Here is a 16,925-nt window from a genome sequence, read left to right on the forward strand (position 1 = left end):
CCCCATTAAACATATAGTTATGAATATAAAATCAACATTATCTTTATTCGCCCTTTGTGCAGTTAGTACATCTAGCTTTGCTGCAAATTGGAGCACAACGCAACTACATTTAAACTACGGCGATTTTAAAAACCCATTTACTGAACAAGAAGCAGGTACATCAATCGCTTCACTGCAACACGCCTCTGGCTATGACTATGGTGATAACTTTTTCTTCATAGATTACATTAATGATAATGTTGATGATGGCTATCAAGACCGTGACTTTTATGGCGAATGGTATTCAACTTTTAGCCTTTCTAAAATAACCGGTAATGACTTTTCGTTTGGCGCTATTGCTGACGTTGGATTAACAGCGGGCTTTAACGCCGCAGGTGATGCTAAAGTATTGAAGTATTTACCTGGTGTTAAAGTAAATTGGCAAGCGCCAGGATTTAGTTTTTTATCAACCCTAGTTACGGCCTATATAGATGATAACGAGGGTGTTGCGCGTGGCGGCGCGCCTATTGAAACTAACAGCTGGATGCTAGATGTTGCATGGGGTTACCCGTTTTCGATTGGTTCACAAAAATTTAATATAACTGGCCATGTTGAATATATTGCTGAGCGCGAAAATGAATTTGGTGAAGATGTTAAGGCGTGGATCTTAGCGCAGCCTATCATTACTTGGGACTTGGGTAATGCCATCAGCATGAAAGAAAACACCTTACTACTTGGCCTTGAGTGGCAATATTGGCACAACAAGCTAGGGACCGATACCACTGAGTCGGTACCGCAATTTCATGTTGAGTGGACGTTTTAGCGAGTTAGCGAGAATAATAAAGCGCGATATTAATTGTATTGCGCTTTTTTTACTTACCATGAACACAGATCACGTTAGCTTTATTTCATAAACACCTAAACGCTGCTGTTGCTGATTAGCAAGGAAGATTGATGTCTCTTTTTGATAATATTTAAATTGTGCGCCTGCGCGTTGCACAACCTTTATACTCGCTAAGTTTTCCTCTAAACAACAAAACTCAATCACTTTTGCATGACTATTATTTTTTATATAAGGCACTATTTTAGTAAGCACTTGATTCATGGCTCTTTGCCCGCGTGCAAAATCAGCTAACCAATAACCGCATTCAGCACCCTTACTGTCAGGATCAATGTGTTTAATACCAAATACACCGCTTAAGCGATCCTCTATATATACCGCAAACCACTGAGAACCTGCTTTACCGCTGTGTAGTCGTTCATATATATAACGTTTAGTTGAATTAACATCTATTACGTAATCCACCCAAGGTAAAAATTGACTCAGATTTTCCCGACTATCGGCGATAACTTGGTAAAGTTCAACTGCGTGACTAATATCTAATGGCTTTAAAATTATTGAATCTGAAATCACCAGTTCCATTTAGTCAGCCTCAACTACTTTTGCTAAACGCATATGTAGCAGCGGAAACGGCTTTCCTTGACCATCTAATTCAGAGCGCCCTATTTGCTCAAACCCTCTACTTAAATAAAAACCATGGGCTTTAGGGTTTTGCTCGTTAACATCAACATGAGTTGCCGCTAAATTATCAATCGCGTAATTAATTAAGAACGTGCCAACCCCTTCGCAAAGAAAGTCGGCTCAACAAACAGCATTTCAATATTGCCGCCAGCAACGCCAATAAACCCAATTATTTTTCCACTGTTGTCTTTACAACAAAAAAGACTAACAGCATCAAAATAATGTGTCAAAATCAATGGTTTCAGTTCATCTATGTGTTGTTGGGTTAAAAAGTCATGGGTATGAGAAACGGAAGCTTCCCAGATCTCAATTAAAGAGGCGTAATCTTTTTGCTCGGCGGATTTAATAAGCATTGTTAGTTCCTTTGAATATTAAAATAACCATCATCAGTTTTGCAAAAATATTGTAGCGGAGTTGGGCAACAGCTCCGAGGCTAAATCAACAAAAAGCAGCGTAACCGCTGCTTTTATAGTACTTACATTTTAGTCTCTAACTTTGCGTTAAATAAAACGCTTAATAATAAAATCAACTTTGACACGCTTAGCTTGCCCCAGCAGTTTTTTAACCGCTGGCGGGTAATCGTCCATGGTTTCTAAATCTTCGGCACCGTTTAAACGACGACAGTGTTGTAATATCTCGGCTCTTTCATTGTCGATTGCTGGCATGAGACTTTGCTCAGGATCTTCTAATAAAATGCCATTTTCGATATCTAATCCCCAGGCACGAGGATTTAAATTATGACCACTCAATAAATGATATTTACGATCAGCACAAATACCTTTCAAATGAAATGAGTTACTTTCATGCTGCCACAAATACACATTTAAATTACCGTTAATAATATGGCGCTTTTGCGATTTTAAAAATTTATGCAAAATCGTTTCATACAAGTATGGCAAAGCACCTATTTTACTAAATGGTTCACTTGGTGGCAGGTAAAAATCATTCGCCGTTTTATCGCCTACTACGATTGTTACTTGCTTGCCCTGTTTTAGTAAGCGGCGCAAGGAACGCATTAACGGTGCAGGAAAATTAAAGTATGGGGTATACAGCACTAACTCTTGCTCGGTGGCATCAAATAAGGATTTGATCACACGATTAAGCTCGTTATTACGTCGTCCCAGTCCTAAAAATAGTCGCACGCCAAGTGCTTGCTCATTTTGCTCCACACTGTGAGCGTAGTTAGCTTGCTTTAATGAACGCATCAATTGTTTTTGTGCGATTTTAATATCATTAAACTTTGTTAAAGGCCGCACATCAATACGTGGAACGGCTTCAGAACTCAACAATTCATGTTCAATAAAGTCAATCACAGAATCACATAGTGAGGCCTGCTCGACTAAAAAATAGCGATCTAACCGGTAGCGCTCTTGATACTGCAAATACACATTATTTAAACTCGCACCGCTGTAAAGCAGCGTATCATCAATTACAAAACCTTTTAAATGCAGCACCCCAAAAAGTTCTTTTGCTTTTACTGGTACGCCAAAAATTTGTACATTTGATTGATATTTTTCTTGATATTCACAATATAAACTGGCGTTACCATCTGACTTTGCCGCACCAATTAAACCGCGTTGGGCACGATGAAAGTCAACCAACACTTTTACATCTAATGCGGGGTTTGCTAATGAAGCCTGATGTAACGCTGCTAACACTTCACGCCCTGCTTCATCATCTTGCAGATAAAGTGTCGTAATATAAATACGTGTTTTTGCCTGCGCAATCAGTGCTAGTAAATGCGTGCGATATTCTTGTGCATTGGTTAAGACGTTAACGTCTTTTGAAGTCAACCCGTACGCGGGTTTTTCCTGCCAAAATAACATAATTGCCTATTCACTTAGGTCACCCTTAATCAGGGTCACAAATCAAAATTAGTTAAAACATATCAAAAAAACACAGCTTGGTCATGAATTAACGTCGCATGCTGAGTTAATACTGAATTAATAGCTCAGATATCATACAAATCGTACACTTATCATGATTCTAGTACACAATATTTGACAGCTTTGTGATTTAGAAAAAAAATAATCGCCGCTTTTATTTACTTCCCTCTTGTTTCTCTTAAAATCGAGCGCATTAATACGCTATTAAACGTTTAGGATATAAAAACATGAGTGAAGTAAAACATTGTAAGTTGCTAATTTTAGGATCTGGACCTGCGGGTTACACTGCAGCAGTTTACGCAGCACGCGCAAATTTAAACCCGGTATTGATCACCGGTATGCAACAAGGCGGTCAACTTACAACAACGACTGAAGTTGAAAACTGGCCGGGCGATGCTCACGGTTTAACAGGTCCTGCATTAATGGATCGTATGAAAGAGCATGCCGAGCGTTTTGAAACTGAAATTGTCTTTGATCACATTCACACTGTTGATGTAACTAAGCGCCCTTTCACGCTAACTGGCGACCAAGGTACTTACACGTGTGATGCGCTGATCATTGCAACGGGTGCATCTGCTAAGTACTTGGGCCTAGAGTCTGAAACTAACTTCCAAGGCCGTGGTGTGTCTGCCTGTGCAACCTGTGATGGTTTTTTCTATAAAGGTCAAAAAGTTGCGGTTGTTGGTGGTGGTAATACTGCGGTTGAAGAAGCGCTTTATTTATCGAACATTGCTGATGAAGTACATGTAATTCACCGTCGTGATAGCTTCCGCAGTGAAAAAATCTTAGCCGATCGCCTCGCTGAAAAAGCAGCAAACGGTAACGTAGTCATGCATTATAACCGTACGCTTGATGAAGTACTGGGCGACCAAATGGGTGTTACCGGTGTTCGTATCAAGGATGCAAACTCAGAAGCCACTGAAGAAATTGATTTAGCGGGCGTATTTATTGCAATTGGTCATAAACCAAATACTGATATGTTTGTTGGCCAACTTGAAATGAAAGACGGCTACTTAGTGGTTGAGTCAGGCCTAAACGGCAATGCAACACAAACAAGTGTACCAGGTGTTTTTGCTGCAGGTGATGTGTCTGATCATATCTACCGTCAAGCAATCACTTCTGCTGGTACTGGCTGTATGGCAGCACTTGATGCTGAGCGTTTCTTAGATAACCTATAAGTTTACACAACATATAGTAAGGGCTGAATTTTCAGCCCTTTTTTTGTGGCCCAAAATTATAAAGGCTCATCCAACACCGAAAAGTACTCATTGCAGTCGCATCAACATTCACAACACTTATACTCGGAATCAATCATATTTATACAATTAATGGCTTAGGTGCGATAGGATCTAAGTTCGAGCAATGAATATCGTCAAAGTATAGTAAGTAAAACTAGCTATAATTATAGTTAGTCAGAAAAGCTTTATTCATTTAGGCATTACTAGAGACTGTAAAATCAGTTAAAATGCTTAACTTCATATCAAGTAAAATACCGAGAGTTTTCTATGAGTTTGTATACAAAATATATGGAAGAAATCCAAACCCGTAAAACGGAGCTTGGATTAAACCCACAACCAATCGATAGCGCTGAACTAGTATCAGAAATCATTAATCAAATTAAAGATACTAATAACGAGCACCGTAAAGATTCACTGCATTTCTTTATCTTTAATACATTACCAGGAACAACCAGTGCTGCGGGCGTTAAAGCACAGTTTCTAAAAGAAATTATTTTGGGTGAAGAGCAAGTTGCAGAGATCACTCCAGAATTCGCATTTGAACTGCTTTCACACATGAAAGGCGGCCCGTCAATTGAAATGCTAATTGATTTAGTATTTGCTGATGACGCAACAATCGCAGCACAAGCGGCTGAAGTACTTAAGACTCAAGTATTCTTATACGATGCAGATATGGCGCGCATAAAAGCGGCATACGAAGCAGGCAATGCTATTGCTAAAGAGTTACTAGAGAGTTTCGCACAAGCTGAATTCTTCACAAAATTACCTGACATCGAAGAAAAAATCGATGTAGTAACCTATATTGCCGGTGAAGGCGACATCTCAACTGATTTACTATCTCCAGGTAACCAAGCACATTCACGTGCTGACCGTGAATTACACGGTAAATGCATGATCACTGAAGAAGCACAGCAAGAAATTGTTGCACTTCAAAAGAAACACCCTAACGCTAAAGTAATGCTTATTGCTGAAAAAGGCACGATGGGCGTTGGTTCATCTCGTATGTCTGGTGTGAATAACGTAGCACTTTGGGCGGGTAAACAAGCAAGCCCATACGTTCCTTTCATCAACATTGCCCCTGTTGTTGCAGGTACTAATGGTATTGCGCCAATCTTCTTAACAACCGTTGATGTAACTGGCGGTATTGGTCTTGACCTTAAAAACTGGGTTAAAAAAGTAGACGCAAACGGCAATACAGTGACTGATGACAATGGTGATGCAGTGCTTGAAGAAGCGTACTCTGTTGCTACCGGTACTGTGTTAACAATCAATACTAAAGAGAAAAAGCTTTATAACGGTGATAAAGAACTTGTTGATATTTCGTCAGCATTCACACCGCAAAAAGTTGAATTCATGAGAGCCGGTGGTTCTTACGCTGTTGTATTCGGTAAAAAACTACAAACGTTTGCTGCTGAAACACTCGGCATTGAAACCCCACTTGTGTATGCACCTTCAAAAGAAATTTCACATGAAGGCCAAGGCTTAACAGCGGTTGAAAAAATCTTTAACCGTAATGCAGTAGGTGTACTATCAGATACGCCACTTCACGCAGGCTCAAATGTTCGCGTTAAAGTGAACATCGTTGGTTCGCAAGATACAACCGGTCCAATGACAGCACAAGAATTAGAAGCAATGGCTGCTTCTACGATTTCACCTCTTGTTGATGGTGCATATCAGTCTGGTTGTCACACTGCATCTGTATGGGATAGCAAAGCGCAAGCAAACATTCCAAAACTAATGGCGTTCATGAATAAGTTTGGTTTGATCACAGCACGTGACCCGAAAGGCGTTTATCATGCAATGACTGACGTTATTCACAAAGTATTGAACGACATTACTATTGATGACCGCGCAATCATCATCGGTGGTGACTCGCATACACGTATGTCTAAAGGTGTTGCCTTTGGTGCCGATTCGGGTACTGTTGCTGTTGCACTTGCAACGGGTGAATCAGCGATGCCAATTCCTGATTCAGTTAAAGTGACGTTTAAAGGCAAAATGGCTAAGCACATGGATTTCCGCGACGTTGTACATGCAACGCAAGCGCAAATGCTTAAGCAATTTGGTGGCGAAAACGTGTTCCAAGGCCGTATCATTGAAGTGCATATTGGTACCCTTATGGCTGACCAAGCGTTTACTTTCACTGACTGGACTGCAGAGATGAAAGCAAAAGCGTCAATCTGTATTTCAAATGATGAAACGTTAATTAAGTCAATTGAACTTGCTAAGTCACGTATCCAGATCATGATCAACAAAGGTATGGATAACGAGGCGCAAACGCTACAAGGTCTAATCGACTTAGCTGATAAGCGTATTGCAGGTATTCAATCTGGTGAAGAGCCAGCACTTTCTCCAGACGATAATGCTAAATACCACGCAGAAGTTGTGGTTGATTTAGACCAAATCGTTGAGCCAATGATTGCCGATCCAGATGTAAATAACGATGATGTTTCTAAGCGTTATACTCACGATGTGATCCGCCCTGTTTCTTTTTACAACGACAAACCTGTTGATTTAGCTTTTGTTGGTTCGTGTATGGTGCACAAAGGCGATATGAAAATTATTGCTCACATGCTACGTAACCTTGAGAAGAAAAACGGTTCTATCTCATTCAAAGCGCCATTGGTCGTTGCGCCACCAACATATAACATTGTTGATGAGCTTAAAGCGGAAGGCGATTGGGATATCCTTGCTAAATACGCAGGTTTTGAATTTGACGATGCAAAACCAAAAACGGCTGCACGTACTAAGTATGAAAATATCTTATACCTAGAACGCCCTGGTTGTAACCTATGTATGGGTAACCAAGAAAAAGCTGAACCTGGTGACACTGTTATCGCAACGTCAACACGTCTGTTCCAAGGCCGTGTAGTAGCTGATACATCTGAGAAAAAAGGTGAGTCACTACTGGGTTCAACGCCAGTTGTAGTACTTTCTTCTGTTCTTGGTCGTTTCCCGACTATCGAAGAGTATAAGTCTGCAGTTGAAGGTATTGACCTTACATCGTTTGTACCTGTTGAAGAAGCGATGACAACTAAGTTCAACGCAGGTCAAGCAGTACCCGTAAAAGTGGTTAGCTAATTCGATTAGTTAATGGTTCAATTAAGCGCGTTTTTTAACGCGCTTTTTTATGCCTACAATTTGCCTATCAGAAGTAAGCCCTGTACGAGGCTATGGATAACACAATAATTTGTGGTTTGTGAATTTAAAGCAACAGGTTACACTTTATCTTGATCATTCAGTTATTCAATCGGTGTTATGACTAAACAACTTTATCAACTCGCTAAAAGCCACTTTGCTTTTCCTGATCCCACCCATGCATTAGATGATCCAGATGGTTTACTTGCCATTGGTGGATGCTTATCTGTAACGCGATTAAAAAATGCCTATCGCTACGGTATTTTTCCATGGTTTAGTGAATACGAGCCAATTATGTGGTGGTCGCCAAGTATGCGCGGCATCATTGAACTCGATGAATTTCATATTAGCCGAAGCTTACGCAAGCATCTGAAAAAAATCCGGTTAAAGTGACTATTAATACCGAATTTACTCAGGTGATTGAAGCCCGTCGCCAACAACGATTAGAAACCGATGGCACCTGGATCACAAAAAAATGCTCAACGCTTATAAAGATGCACATAAAGCAGGCTTAGCGCATAGTTTAGAAATCTGGTCAGACGACAAACTTGTTGGTGGCTTGTACGGTATTATGCAGCATGGCGTATTTTGCGGCGAATCAATGTTCCATCATCAAGCTAATTGTTCAAAATTAGCCATGTGGGCATTGGTCAATTGGTTGAAACGTCACCATGCGCATTTTATTGACTGTCAGCTTGAGAATCCTTATTTAGTCACTTTAGGTGAAAAAGTGCTACCGCGCTCAGAATTTTTAACTAAACTAAAACAAGCAGAAGAGTTTATTATTCCAACAACAATGTGGCAACCTCAGGAGCTTATCGCTATTTATGACTGAACACTTACCTGCTCGTTTAGGTTTAAGCCAACAATTTGATTGTAGCTACCTAGCCGATCGCCAAGAGCAATTATTAGTCATTTTGGATCCAAGTTGTTATACCCCGGGCAAATTTGAGCAATTACTGGCCCTCGGTTTTCGCCGTAGTGGTGACCAAATTTACCGACCACACTGCCCTGTTTGCAGCGCATGTAAGTCTGTGCGTGTATTAGCTAAGGCATTTTTACCGACAAAATCACAAAAACGTAAACTTAATAAAGCAAAAAATGCCTTTTGCGTGAAATACTCAGACCAACAACGCCCTGAATACTTTCCGTTATACAGTAAATACATTACCGAGCGTCACCAAGACGGTTCTATGTACCCACCAGAACAAAGTCAGTTTAACAGCTTTATATTTTGTCACTGGTTACCAATTACTTTTATTGAATTATGGGACCAAGAGAAACTGGTTGCAGTGGCGGTAACTGATTGTATGCACAACGCTGTTTCTGCTATTTACACTTTTTTGATCCTGATTATGAGCACTTCAGTGTGGGCACAATTATGATTTTAGAGCAGCTCAAATTCGCCAAACAATACGATAAAGAATTTGTCTATTTAGGTTATCAAATTGATGAATGTGCAAAAATGCGTTACAAAACCCAATTTTTACCTGCCCAAAATAGGGTTGCAGACCAGTGGCTGGCTATTTAATTTACAAAAATGCCTACTGCGGCTTTACTTATTGGTGTATTTTCGGCAGAATCTGCATCGTTTAACTATTAAAGAGGTGTTACGCTAAACATGGCGAAAGAAGACGTAATCGAAATGCAAGGGACGGTCCTTGATACTTTACCAAATACAATGTTCCGAGTTGAGCTTGAAAATGGTCACGTAGTTGTGGCTCACATTTCAGGTAAAATGCGTAAAAACTATATCCGCATTTTAACCGGCGATAAAGTTACCGTAGAAATGACCCCATACGATTTATCAAAAGGTCGCATCGTATTCCGTGCTCGCTAAGTTAGTGCGTTAACGAAATATCAAGTTTTTAGCTAAGTTGTCTGAGTAACTTAGTTACTTTCTACATTAGCTTGAAGCGTTTATTAAATGTAATTGATAGCTAAACTAACAATTACATTTAATAAACAAAAAGCCCAGCAATTGCTGGGCTTTTTGTTTTCTATTTAACGCTGCAATTATGCAGGTGTTAAATTCGTTTCATAATCAAAACGCAATTTTTTATCTTTGATAGACACTTTCACTGTGCCACCGTCGATAAGTTGCCCAAATAAGATCTCGTTTGCCAGCGGCTTTTTCAATTGCTCTTGGATCACGCGGCCCATTGGACGTGCGCCCATAGCTTTATCGTAGCCTTTATCTGCCAACCATTCCCGCGCTTTATTAGTAAGCTCAAGATTAACTGACTTTTTATCCAGCTGCGCTTGTAACTCAACAATAAATTTATCAACAACCAGTAAAGTTACATCACGATCAAGGTGGTTAAACCAAATGATGTTATCTAGGCGGTTTCTAAATTCTGGCGAAAATACTTTATTGATTTCGCTCATCGCATCATGAGAATGATCTTGATCAGTAAAGCCTATTGATTTACGTACTGTTTCTTGTACGCCCGCATTGGTAGTCATCACCACCACAACGTTTCTAAAGTCAGCTTTACGGCCGTTATTATCGGTCAGCGTGCCATGGTCCATCACTTGCAGTAAGATATTGTAAATATCTGAGTGAGCTTTCTCAATCTCATCCAGTAAGACAACCGAATGTGGATTTTTAATCACAGCCTCAGTTAACAAACCACCTTGTTCAAAACCAACGTAGCCTGGAGGCGCACCAATTAAACGGCTTACCGCGTGGCGCTCAACATACTCAGACATATCAAAACGGATAAACTCAACACCCATACATTTTGCAAGCTGTTTAGTTACCTCCGTTTTACCTACACCCGTTGGTCCTGCAAACAAGAACGAACCGACTGGTTTATCTTCATTTGATAAGCCTGAACGTGATAAGCGAATGGCCGAGGTTAGTGCATCGATTGATTGATCTTGGCCAAATACCAACATCTTCAAGTTACGATCAAGATTTTTAAGAGTCTCTTTATCGCTTGATGACACACTTTGCTGCGGAATACGCGCCATTTTTGCCACGATCAATTCGATATCTGCCACACCAATGGTTTTTTTGCGTTTAGAGATCGGTTGTAATCGTTGGCTAGCACCCGCTTCATCAATAACATCAATGGCTTTATCAGGTAAGTGACGCTCATTAATGTACTTAGCACTGAGCTCTGCCGCCGCTTTTAACGCTTTTTGCGTATAGCGAATGCCATGATGCTCTTCGTAACGTTCTTTTAAACCATTAAGTATCTTAGTGGTATCAGCGACACTTGGTTCAAGTACATCAATTTTCTGAAAACGGCGCACTAACGCACGGTCTTTTTCAAAGATATTTTTATACTCGTTATAGGTAGTTGAGCCCATACAACGTAACTTACCGCTCGAAAGCAGTGGTTTAAGCAGGTTAGATGCGTCCATAACGCCACCAGAGGCTGCGCCGGCACCAATTATGGTATGGATCTCATCAATAAACAAAATAGCGCCAGGTTTCGCCTGAAGCTCTTTTAGTAATGCTTTAAAGCGCTTTTCAAAATCACCGCGGTATTTAGTACCTGCAAGTAATGCCCCCATATCTAACGAGTACACCACAGCATCGGCAATCACTTCGGGTACTTGTTCATGCACTATGCGATACGCTAGACCTTCAGCAATAGCAGTTTTACCTACCCCAGCTTCGCCAACTAATAACGGATTATTCTTTTTACGACGACACAGTACTTGTACCGTGCGCTCTACTTCACTATCACGGCCCACCAATGGGTCGATATTCCCTTCACGGGCGAGTACATTCAAATTAGACGTGAAGTTTTCTAATTTACTTGGCTCTTCGCCTTGAACGGCTTGTACTTCTTCATGGATGTCATCAGCATCTTCACCGCCCATGTCATCGTCTGCTTTAGAGATACCATGAGATATAAAGTTCACAATATCTAGTCGCGAGATATCAGCTTTTTTCAGCAAGTAAACCGCTTGGCTTTCTTGTTCTGAAAAAATGGCAACCAGCACATTGACGCCTGTTACTTCGTTTTTACCCGATGATTGCACATGAAATACTGCGCGTTGCAATACCCGCTGAAAACCAAGTGTTGGTTGAGTTTCACGTTCTTCTTCTAAATCAGGAATGACTGGAGTGGTCTCATTAATAAACTCTGATAGCTCAGCTTTTAATGCTGCCATATCAATCCCGCAGGCGTGTAGCGCTTCTCCAGCCGATGGATTATCAAGTAGGGCAAGTAATAGGTGCTCTACAGTCATAAATTCATGGCGACGTGTACGCGCTTCGCGAAACGCCGCGTTTAAAGTTAGTTCTAAATCTTTGTTTAGCATTAGCAACCCCTTACTGAGATAATATTTTTATACCGTTGTGATGGGTATTTTGATCACCCTACCTTGGTATTATTCCTGCTCACAACTACATAGCAGTGGATGCTCGTTATCTCGTGCATAACGGTTAACTTGTTCAACTTTGGTATACGCTACATCTGCGGTATAAACACCGCAAATTGCGCGACCATTTTGATGAACTTGCAGCATCACATCTGTTGCTCTATCGCTATCCATATTAAAAAACGTCGTTAGTACTTCTATCACAAAGTCCATTGGCGTGTAATCATCATTATTTAAAATGACTTTGTATTTTCGCGGTGGTTGCAGTTTTTGCTTCTCACTATCGCGAACCGTATCTAAAACACCTGAATCTTTCATGCCACTCATAATTAAATATAGTCTTGTCTTTGGAACTCAAGCAAACTTGAATAAAAAATAAATTAAATGTTAAAAAAATAGTTTAAAACACTTGACTGATCGGCGAAATAAACTACAGTCAGTTGTAGATTGATTAAACCTTAGTCAGTCTATCAAACTATACGGTTTAGAATAACTAAATTAGTCAACTTATAGAAGGATGTAGAAGTATGGCTTGTGGTAAAGTCAAATGGTTCAATAATGCCAAAGGTTTTGGTTTCATCGTAGAAGACGGCTGCGAGAATGATATATTCGCCCATTACTCAACGATTGTAATGGACGGTTATAAAACACTTAAAGCTGGTCAAGATGTAACATTCGAATTGCAGCAAGGCCCTAAAGGCATGCATGCGACTAATATAGCGCCTAACGAAGAGTTAGTGTAGTTGTTTAGACGTTCGACTAAAGCGAGCGACCTGTAAAGATCCTCGCTTAATTCCTCTAAACTATTTAATCTCAATTAAATTTTACATTCAGATTCAAAGCTGGCATTTCTAATCTATTAGAAATTAAACGTACAGAATGAACAAAAACTGTCCTTCCTCTTGAAATTCTTTTTTAATACCCCCATGTTATATTTGTTATTAGCCCTTTGTTGCCAAGCTTGTTACACTCTTAGGTGCTTAAAAGCAGCCTCAAAAGGCCCTTTAAACACTAATAATTAGGCTAATGGCTAATTTACTTAGTTTATAAATAACATAAAATTAAATACAGTTCGTCAGGTGTGATTATTTAATCAACAGTATTAACACCTAACTGACTGATCATTGTCACGTCGTGCACGCATGATGGCGATGATATTTCTTTGCATTGTTGAATATGGCTCTTACGCCTACTATCTAGGAATGATGATGACATCAAAAATTATCTACACTAAAACAGACGAAGCTCCGGCACTAGCAACATACTCTTTGCTGCCGATCATCCAAGCATACACTAATGCCGCAGGCGTTGAAGTTGAAACACGTGACATCTCTTTAGCGGGTCGTGTTATTGCTAACTTCTCTGAGTATTTAACTGAAGAACAACGTATTGGTGATGCGCTTGCTGAATTAGGCGAGCTGGCTAAAAAACCTGAAGCAAACATCATTAAATTACCAAATATCAGTGCATCAGTTCCACAATTACGTGCTGTTATCAAAGAATTACAAGCAAAAGGTTACGCACTGCCAGACTACCCTGCTGAACCTAAAACAGATGAAGAAAAAGCAATTCAAGCAACTTACGACAAAATCAAAGGTAGTGCTGTAAACCCAGTATTACGTGAAGGTAACTCTGATCGTCGTGCTCCTGGCTCTGTAAAAGAATATGCACGTAACAACCCACATTCAATGGGTGCATGGAGCAAAGATTCTGCTTCAAATGTTGCGAGCATGAGCGAAGGCGATTTCTTTGGCTCTGAGCAATCAGTAACGCTTGATACTGCTACTGATGTACGTATTGAGCACGTTGCTGAAAATGGCGACGTATCTGTTCTTAAAGCAAGCACGCCATTACTTGCTGGTGAAGTGATTGACGCATCTTCAATCAGTATTACGAAACTACAAGCTTTCTTAGCGGCTGAAATCGATGCTGCAAAAGAAAAAGGCATTCTGTTTTCATTACATATGAAAGCAACCATGATGAAAGTATCTGATCCAATCATCTTTGGTCATGCGGTAAAAGTATTCTATAAAGACGTTTTTGCTAAGCACGGCGCTTTATTTGCTGAGCTAGGTGTTGATGTTAATAATGGTCTTGGTGATGTTTACGCTAAAATCCAAACATTAGACGATGCTAAACGCGCTGAAATCGAAGCTGATATTGACGCTGTATACGCTACACGCCCTGCAATTGCGATGGTTGATTCTGATCGTGGTATCACTAACTTACACGTACCAAGTGATGTGATTATCGATGCGTCTATGCCTGCTGCAATTCGTTCAAGCGGTCAAATGTGGAACAGTGAAGGTAAATTACAAGATACTAGCTTTGTCATTCCTGATCGTTGTTACTCTGGTGTTTATCAAGCAACAATTGATTTCTGTAAAGAACACGGTGCATTTGATCCAACCACTATGGGTAGCGTTCCTAACGTTGGCCTAATGGCACAAAAAGCTGAAGAATATGGTTCACACGACAAAACCTTTGAAGCACCAGCAAATGGTGTGATCCGTGTTGTTGATAGTGCTGACAACGTATTGCTACAACACACTGTTGAGCAAGGCGATGTATGGCGCATGTGCCAAGTTAAAGATGCACCAATTCAAGATTGGGTAAAATTAGCTGTAAACCGTGCACGCGCTACCGGTAACCCTGCTATTTTCTGGCTTGACGAAAACCGTGCACACGATGCACAGTTAATCAAAAAAGTTAACGCATACTTGCCAGACCACGATACATCTGGCCTTGATATTCAAATACTTGCACCACTTGAAGCAACCTTATTCTCTCTTGCACGCATTAAAGATGGCCTAGATACTATTTCAGTAACAGGTAACGTATTACGTGATTACCTAACTGATTTATTCCCAATTCTTGAGCTTGGTACGAGTGCAAAAATGCTTTCAATCGTACCACTTATGAATGGCGGCGGTTTATTTGAAACTGGCGCGGGTGGTTCAGCACCGAAGCACGTTCAACAATTCGAAAAAGAAAACCACTTACGTTGGGATTCGTTAGGTGAGTTTTTAGCACTTGCGGCATCACTTGAGCACCTAGCTGTCAATACTGGTAACAACAAAGCACAAGTGCTAGCTGATACCCTTGATAAAGCAACAGGTACTTTCCTTGCTGAAAACAAATCACCGTCTCGTAAAGTGAAAGAAATTGATAACCGTGGTTCTCACTTCTTCCTATCTTTATTCTGGGCGCAAGAGCTTGCCAAGCAAAACGATGACAGTGAACTTAAAGCACAGTTCACACAAATCGCCAGTGATTTAGAAACCAACAAAGAACAAATCGTTAACGAACTTAACGATGCACAAGGCCCAGCTGTAAACATCGGTGGTTATTTCCAACCAAATGATGATGCAGCATTTAAAGCAATGCGCCCTAGCACAACATTTAACGATATCTTAGCTAAACTAGTATAAGTATCGATTTAAATTTAAAAGGCGCTCACTGTTAAAGTGAGCGCCTTTTTTGTGGTTTTTAAATAATGTTTTATTTTTCACTGATACAAAAAGCAAAAAGGCCGCAAATGCAGCCTTTAAATTGTTCAAGTTACTAAGCTGAACGTAGTTACTTAGTATATGCGCGAGGCATATCTGAGTCAGTAGTATAACGCTTACGGAGTTTATCTTGGCGTGCTTCAGTTGAAACTTCTTCGCCGTTAATAAACATTTTAGTTACGTGACTAGTAAAATCAAATGGGTCATCGTTCCACATCACTAAGTCAGCAGCTTTACCTACCGCCACACTACCGGCATTAATTCCAAATACATCAGCAACATTCGCTGTTATCGCTTTTAATGCACCCGCTTGTGTCATGCCATAAGAAACCGCATTACCCGCGTCAAAACGCAATTGATAAACATTGTGACTGGCATCGCCTGCGATCGACAACAACACCTTTACGCCTGCTTTTTCGAGTTTGCCTGCATTATCTAAACTCGCATGTAGCGAATCAAAACTGCCTGGCAAGCTCTCCATAGAACTTACAATGACTGGAACATTTGCTTGCGCTAATTGCTCTTTTACAACCACGGCATCTTGTGCGCCTGCAATCACTAAATTAAGTGAAAACTGTTGTTTTACTTTGATTAGCTCAATAATATCTGCGGCGCGAGAAGCCGTTACTAATAGTGGCATTTCACCCGCTAATACTTTATCGAGCACTTTATCTTCAGTGCTTGGTACAGCATCGTCTTTTTTATCTTTTTTGCTGGCTTTTTGTTGATGTGCTGCTAACTTATCAATCAAGTTTTTCAGCGACATTGCGCGCGAGCCTTTGCTTTTCTCACCTAAATTAACTACCAGCGCGACTTGCGTTTGCTTAACACTGTCAAACTCACCGCTTAAATCAACTACGCTGGCAAGGCCTGCAAAAATACTTTCTCCGCCATGTGGGGTGATCACATCACGGGTGATGCCACCTTTACGTGCATACGGGATCAAGCTTGAGTGAGCATTAAATGCTAGGCTTGGATCAAAATCGATCCCCGCTTTATCATCGCCAGCATCGCGAGAGCCAGCAACAGCGCCCACTTCAACTAGACCTAACTGATTCATGCTGCCAATAAAGCCAGCTGTAACAATTTGCCCTTTGGCATCAATAATCGTATCAGCTTCGACTGTTGCAGGATTAATAGCAATAATTTTGCCTTCATCCATGATGATGCTAGCGCCTTGTAAAATACCTTGCTCAGTTGAGGTATGAACAGTGGCGTTGATGATCGCGACTGATTGGGCGTTCACCGCAGTACTTGCTAACAAACCAGCAGCAACTAGCGAGAGTGAAAATGAATGTGTTAATTTTGTCAT

The 16,925-nt window shown here is 40.5% G+C and carries 12 protein-coding genes and 2 pseudogenes; 8 read left to right on the top strand and 6 right to left on the bottom strand.

The annotated features are described in order from the left end of the window. Positions 1 to 19: 19 nt before the first annotated feature. Positions 20 to 802: a nucleoside-binding protein gene (locus P4S61_RS00345; RefSeq protein ID WP_182731289.1), complete on the top strand. Its 783-nt coding sequence runs from the start codon at positions 20 to 22 to the stop codon at positions 800 to 802. 69 nt (positions 803 to 871) lie between these two features. Here P4S61_RS00345 and P4S61_RS00350 read toward each other — a convergent pair whose 3' ends face one another. The 3 genes from P4S61_RS00350 to pssA all read right to left on the bottom strand — a co-directional run bounded on the left by P4S61_RS00350 (position 872) and on the right by pssA (position 3,327). Continuing rightward, positions 872 to 1,402: a GNAT family N-acetyltransferase gene (locus P4S61_RS00350; RefSeq protein ID WP_337117582.1), complete on the bottom strand. Its 531-nt coding sequence runs from the start codon at positions 1,400 to 1,402 to the stop codon at positions 872 to 874. Positions 1,403 to 1,584: 182 nt separating this feature from the next. Then, a complete protein-coding gene (locus P4S61_RS00355) occupies positions 1,585 to 1,854 on the bottom strand; it encodes a hypothetical protein (protein ID WP_337117583.1) in 270 nt (89 codons plus the stop codon). A 147-nt stretch (positions 1,855 to 2,001) separates the two neighbouring features. Next, positions 2,002 to 3,327, bottom strand: a complete 1,326-nt coding sequence (pssA, locus tag P4S61_RS00360) for a CDP-diacylglycerol--serine O-phosphatidyltransferase (protein WP_149982341.1) — start codon at positions 3,325 to 3,327, stop codon at positions 2,002 to 2,004. Positions 3,328 to 3,614: 287 nt separating this feature from the next. Between pssA and trxB the strand changes: the two genes are divergently transcribed. From trxB to infA, 5 genes and pseudogenes are all read left to right on the top strand, one after another. Beyond that, positions 3,615 to 4,565 (top strand): thioredoxin-disulfide reductase, encoded by a 951-nt coding sequence (trxB, locus tag P4S61_RS00365; protein ID WP_182717361.1) that lies wholly within the window; start codon positions 3,615 to 3,617, stop codon positions 4,563 to 4,565. Between the two features lie 327 nt (positions 4,566 to 4,892). Next, positions 4,893 to 7,706 (top strand): bifunctional aconitate hydratase 2/2-methylisocitrate dehydratase, encoded by a 2,814-nt coding sequence (locus P4S61_RS00370; protein ID WP_182717360.1) that lies wholly within the window; start codon positions 4,893 to 4,895, stop codon positions 7,704 to 7,706. 177 nt (positions 7,707 to 7,883) lie between these two features. Continuing rightward, a pseudogene (gene aat, locus P4S61_RS00375) lies at positions 7,884 to 8,598 on the top strand (leucyl/phenylalanyl-tRNA--protein transferase). After that, positions 8,591 to 9,294: pseudogene (locus tag P4S61_RS00380) on the top strand (arginyltransferase). The pseudogenes aat and P4S61_RS00380 overlap by 8 nt, the downstream one beginning before the upstream one ends. 90 nt (positions 9,295 to 9,384) lie before the next feature. Next, positions 9,385 to 9,603, top strand: coding sequence for a translation initiation factor IF-1 (gene infA / locus P4S61_RS00385; RefSeq protein ID WP_002962494.1), 219 nt, complete (start codon positions 9,385 to 9,387; stop codon positions 9,601 to 9,603). Positions 9,604 to 9,779: 176 nt separating this feature from the next. On the opposite strand, the gene clpA is transcribed toward infA, so the two are convergent. Next, the gene (gene clpA, locus P4S61_RS00390) at positions 9,780 to 12,044 is read right to left on the bottom strand and encodes an ATP-dependent Clp protease ATP-binding subunit ClpA (protein ID WP_145233074.1); all 2,265 of its coding nucleotides are present in this window, start codon (positions 12,042 to 12,044) and stop codon (positions 9,780 to 9,782) included. Positions 12,045 to 12,113: 69 nt separating this feature from the next. Further along, the gene (clpS, locus tag P4S61_RS00395; protein ID WP_179959204.1) at positions 12,114 to 12,422 is read right to left on the bottom strand and encodes an ATP-dependent Clp protease adapter ClpS; all 309 of its coding nucleotides are present in this window, start codon (positions 12,420 to 12,422) and stop codon (positions 12,114 to 12,116) included. Positions 12,423 to 12,631: 209 nt separating this feature from the next. On the opposite strand from clpS, the gene cspD reads away from it, so the two are divergent. Together cspD and P4S61_RS00405 are read left to right on the top strand one after the other, a co-directional pair. Next, positions 12,632 to 12,847 (top strand): cold shock domain-containing protein CspD, encoded by a 216-nt coding sequence (gene cspD / locus P4S61_RS00400; protein ID WP_054204685.1) that lies wholly within the window; start codon positions 12,632 to 12,634, stop codon positions 12,845 to 12,847. A 465-nt stretch (positions 12,848 to 13,312) separates the two neighbouring features. Beyond that, positions 13,313 to 15,535 (top strand): NADP-dependent isocitrate dehydrogenase, encoded by a 2,223-nt coding sequence (locus P4S61_RS00405; RefSeq protein WP_145233392.1) that lies wholly within the window; start codon positions 13,313 to 13,315, stop codon positions 15,533 to 15,535. A 148-nt stretch (positions 15,536 to 15,683) separates the two neighbouring features. On the opposite strand, the gene P4S61_RS00410 is transcribed toward P4S61_RS00405, so the two are convergent. Further along, positions 15,684 to 16,925, bottom strand: a complete 1,242-nt coding sequence (locus P4S61_RS00410; RefSeq protein WP_145233072.1) for an amidohydrolase family protein — start codon at positions 16,923 to 16,925, stop codon at positions 15,684 to 15,686.

Source organism: Pseudoalteromonas sp. B160 (assembly GCF_037162485.1).
Lineage (GTDB): Bacteria > Pseudomonadota > Gammaproteobacteria > Enterobacterales > Alteromonadaceae > Pseudoalteromonas > Pseudoalteromonas rhizosphaerae.

Bases quoted from the DNA above. Each gene is read 5' to 3' on its own strand.
- P4S61_RS00345 (WP_182731289.1), top strand. From the start codon at position 20: ATGAATATAAAATCAACATTATCTTTATTCGCCCTTTGTGCAGTTAGT.
- P4S61_RS00350 (WP_337117582.1), bottom strand. From the start codon at position 1,402: ATGGAACTGGTGATTTCAGATTCAATAATTTTAAAGCCATTAGATATT.
- P4S61_RS00355 (WP_337117583.1), bottom strand. From the start codon at position 1,854: ATGCTTATTAAATCCGCCGAGCAAAAAGATTACGCCTCTTTAATTGAG.
- pssA (WP_149982341.1), bottom strand. From the start codon at position 3,327: ATGTTATTTTGGCAGGAAAAACCCGCGTACGGGTTGACTTCAAAAGAC.
- trxB (WP_182717361.1), top strand. From the start codon at position 3,615: ATGAGTGAAGTAAAACATTGTAAGTTGCTAATTTTAGGATCTGGACCT.
- P4S61_RS00370 (WP_182717360.1), top strand. From the start codon at position 4,893: ATGAGTTTGTATACAAAATATATGGAAGAAATCCAAACCCGTAAAACG.
- infA (WP_002962494.1), top strand. From the start codon at position 9,385: ATGGCGAAAGAAGACGTAATCGAAATGCAAGGGACGGTCCTTGATACT.
- clpA (WP_145233074.1), bottom strand. From the start codon at position 12,044: ATGCTAAACAAAGATTTAGAACTAACTTTAAACGCGGCGTTTCGCGAA.
- clpS (WP_179959204.1), bottom strand. From the start codon at position 12,422: ATGAAAGATTCAGGTGTTTTAGATACGGTTCGCGATAGTGAGAAGCAA.
- cspD (WP_054204685.1), top strand. From the start codon at position 12,632: ATGGCTTGTGGTAAAGTCAAATGGTTCAATAATGCCAAAGGTTTTGGT.
- P4S61_RS00405 (WP_145233392.1), top strand. From the start codon at position 13,313: ATGACATCAAAAATTATCTACACTAAAACAGACGAAGCTCCGGCACTA.
- P4S61_RS00410 (WP_145233072.1), bottom strand. From the start codon at position 16,925: ATGACAAAATTAACACATTCATTTTCACTCTCGCTAGTTGCTGCTGGT.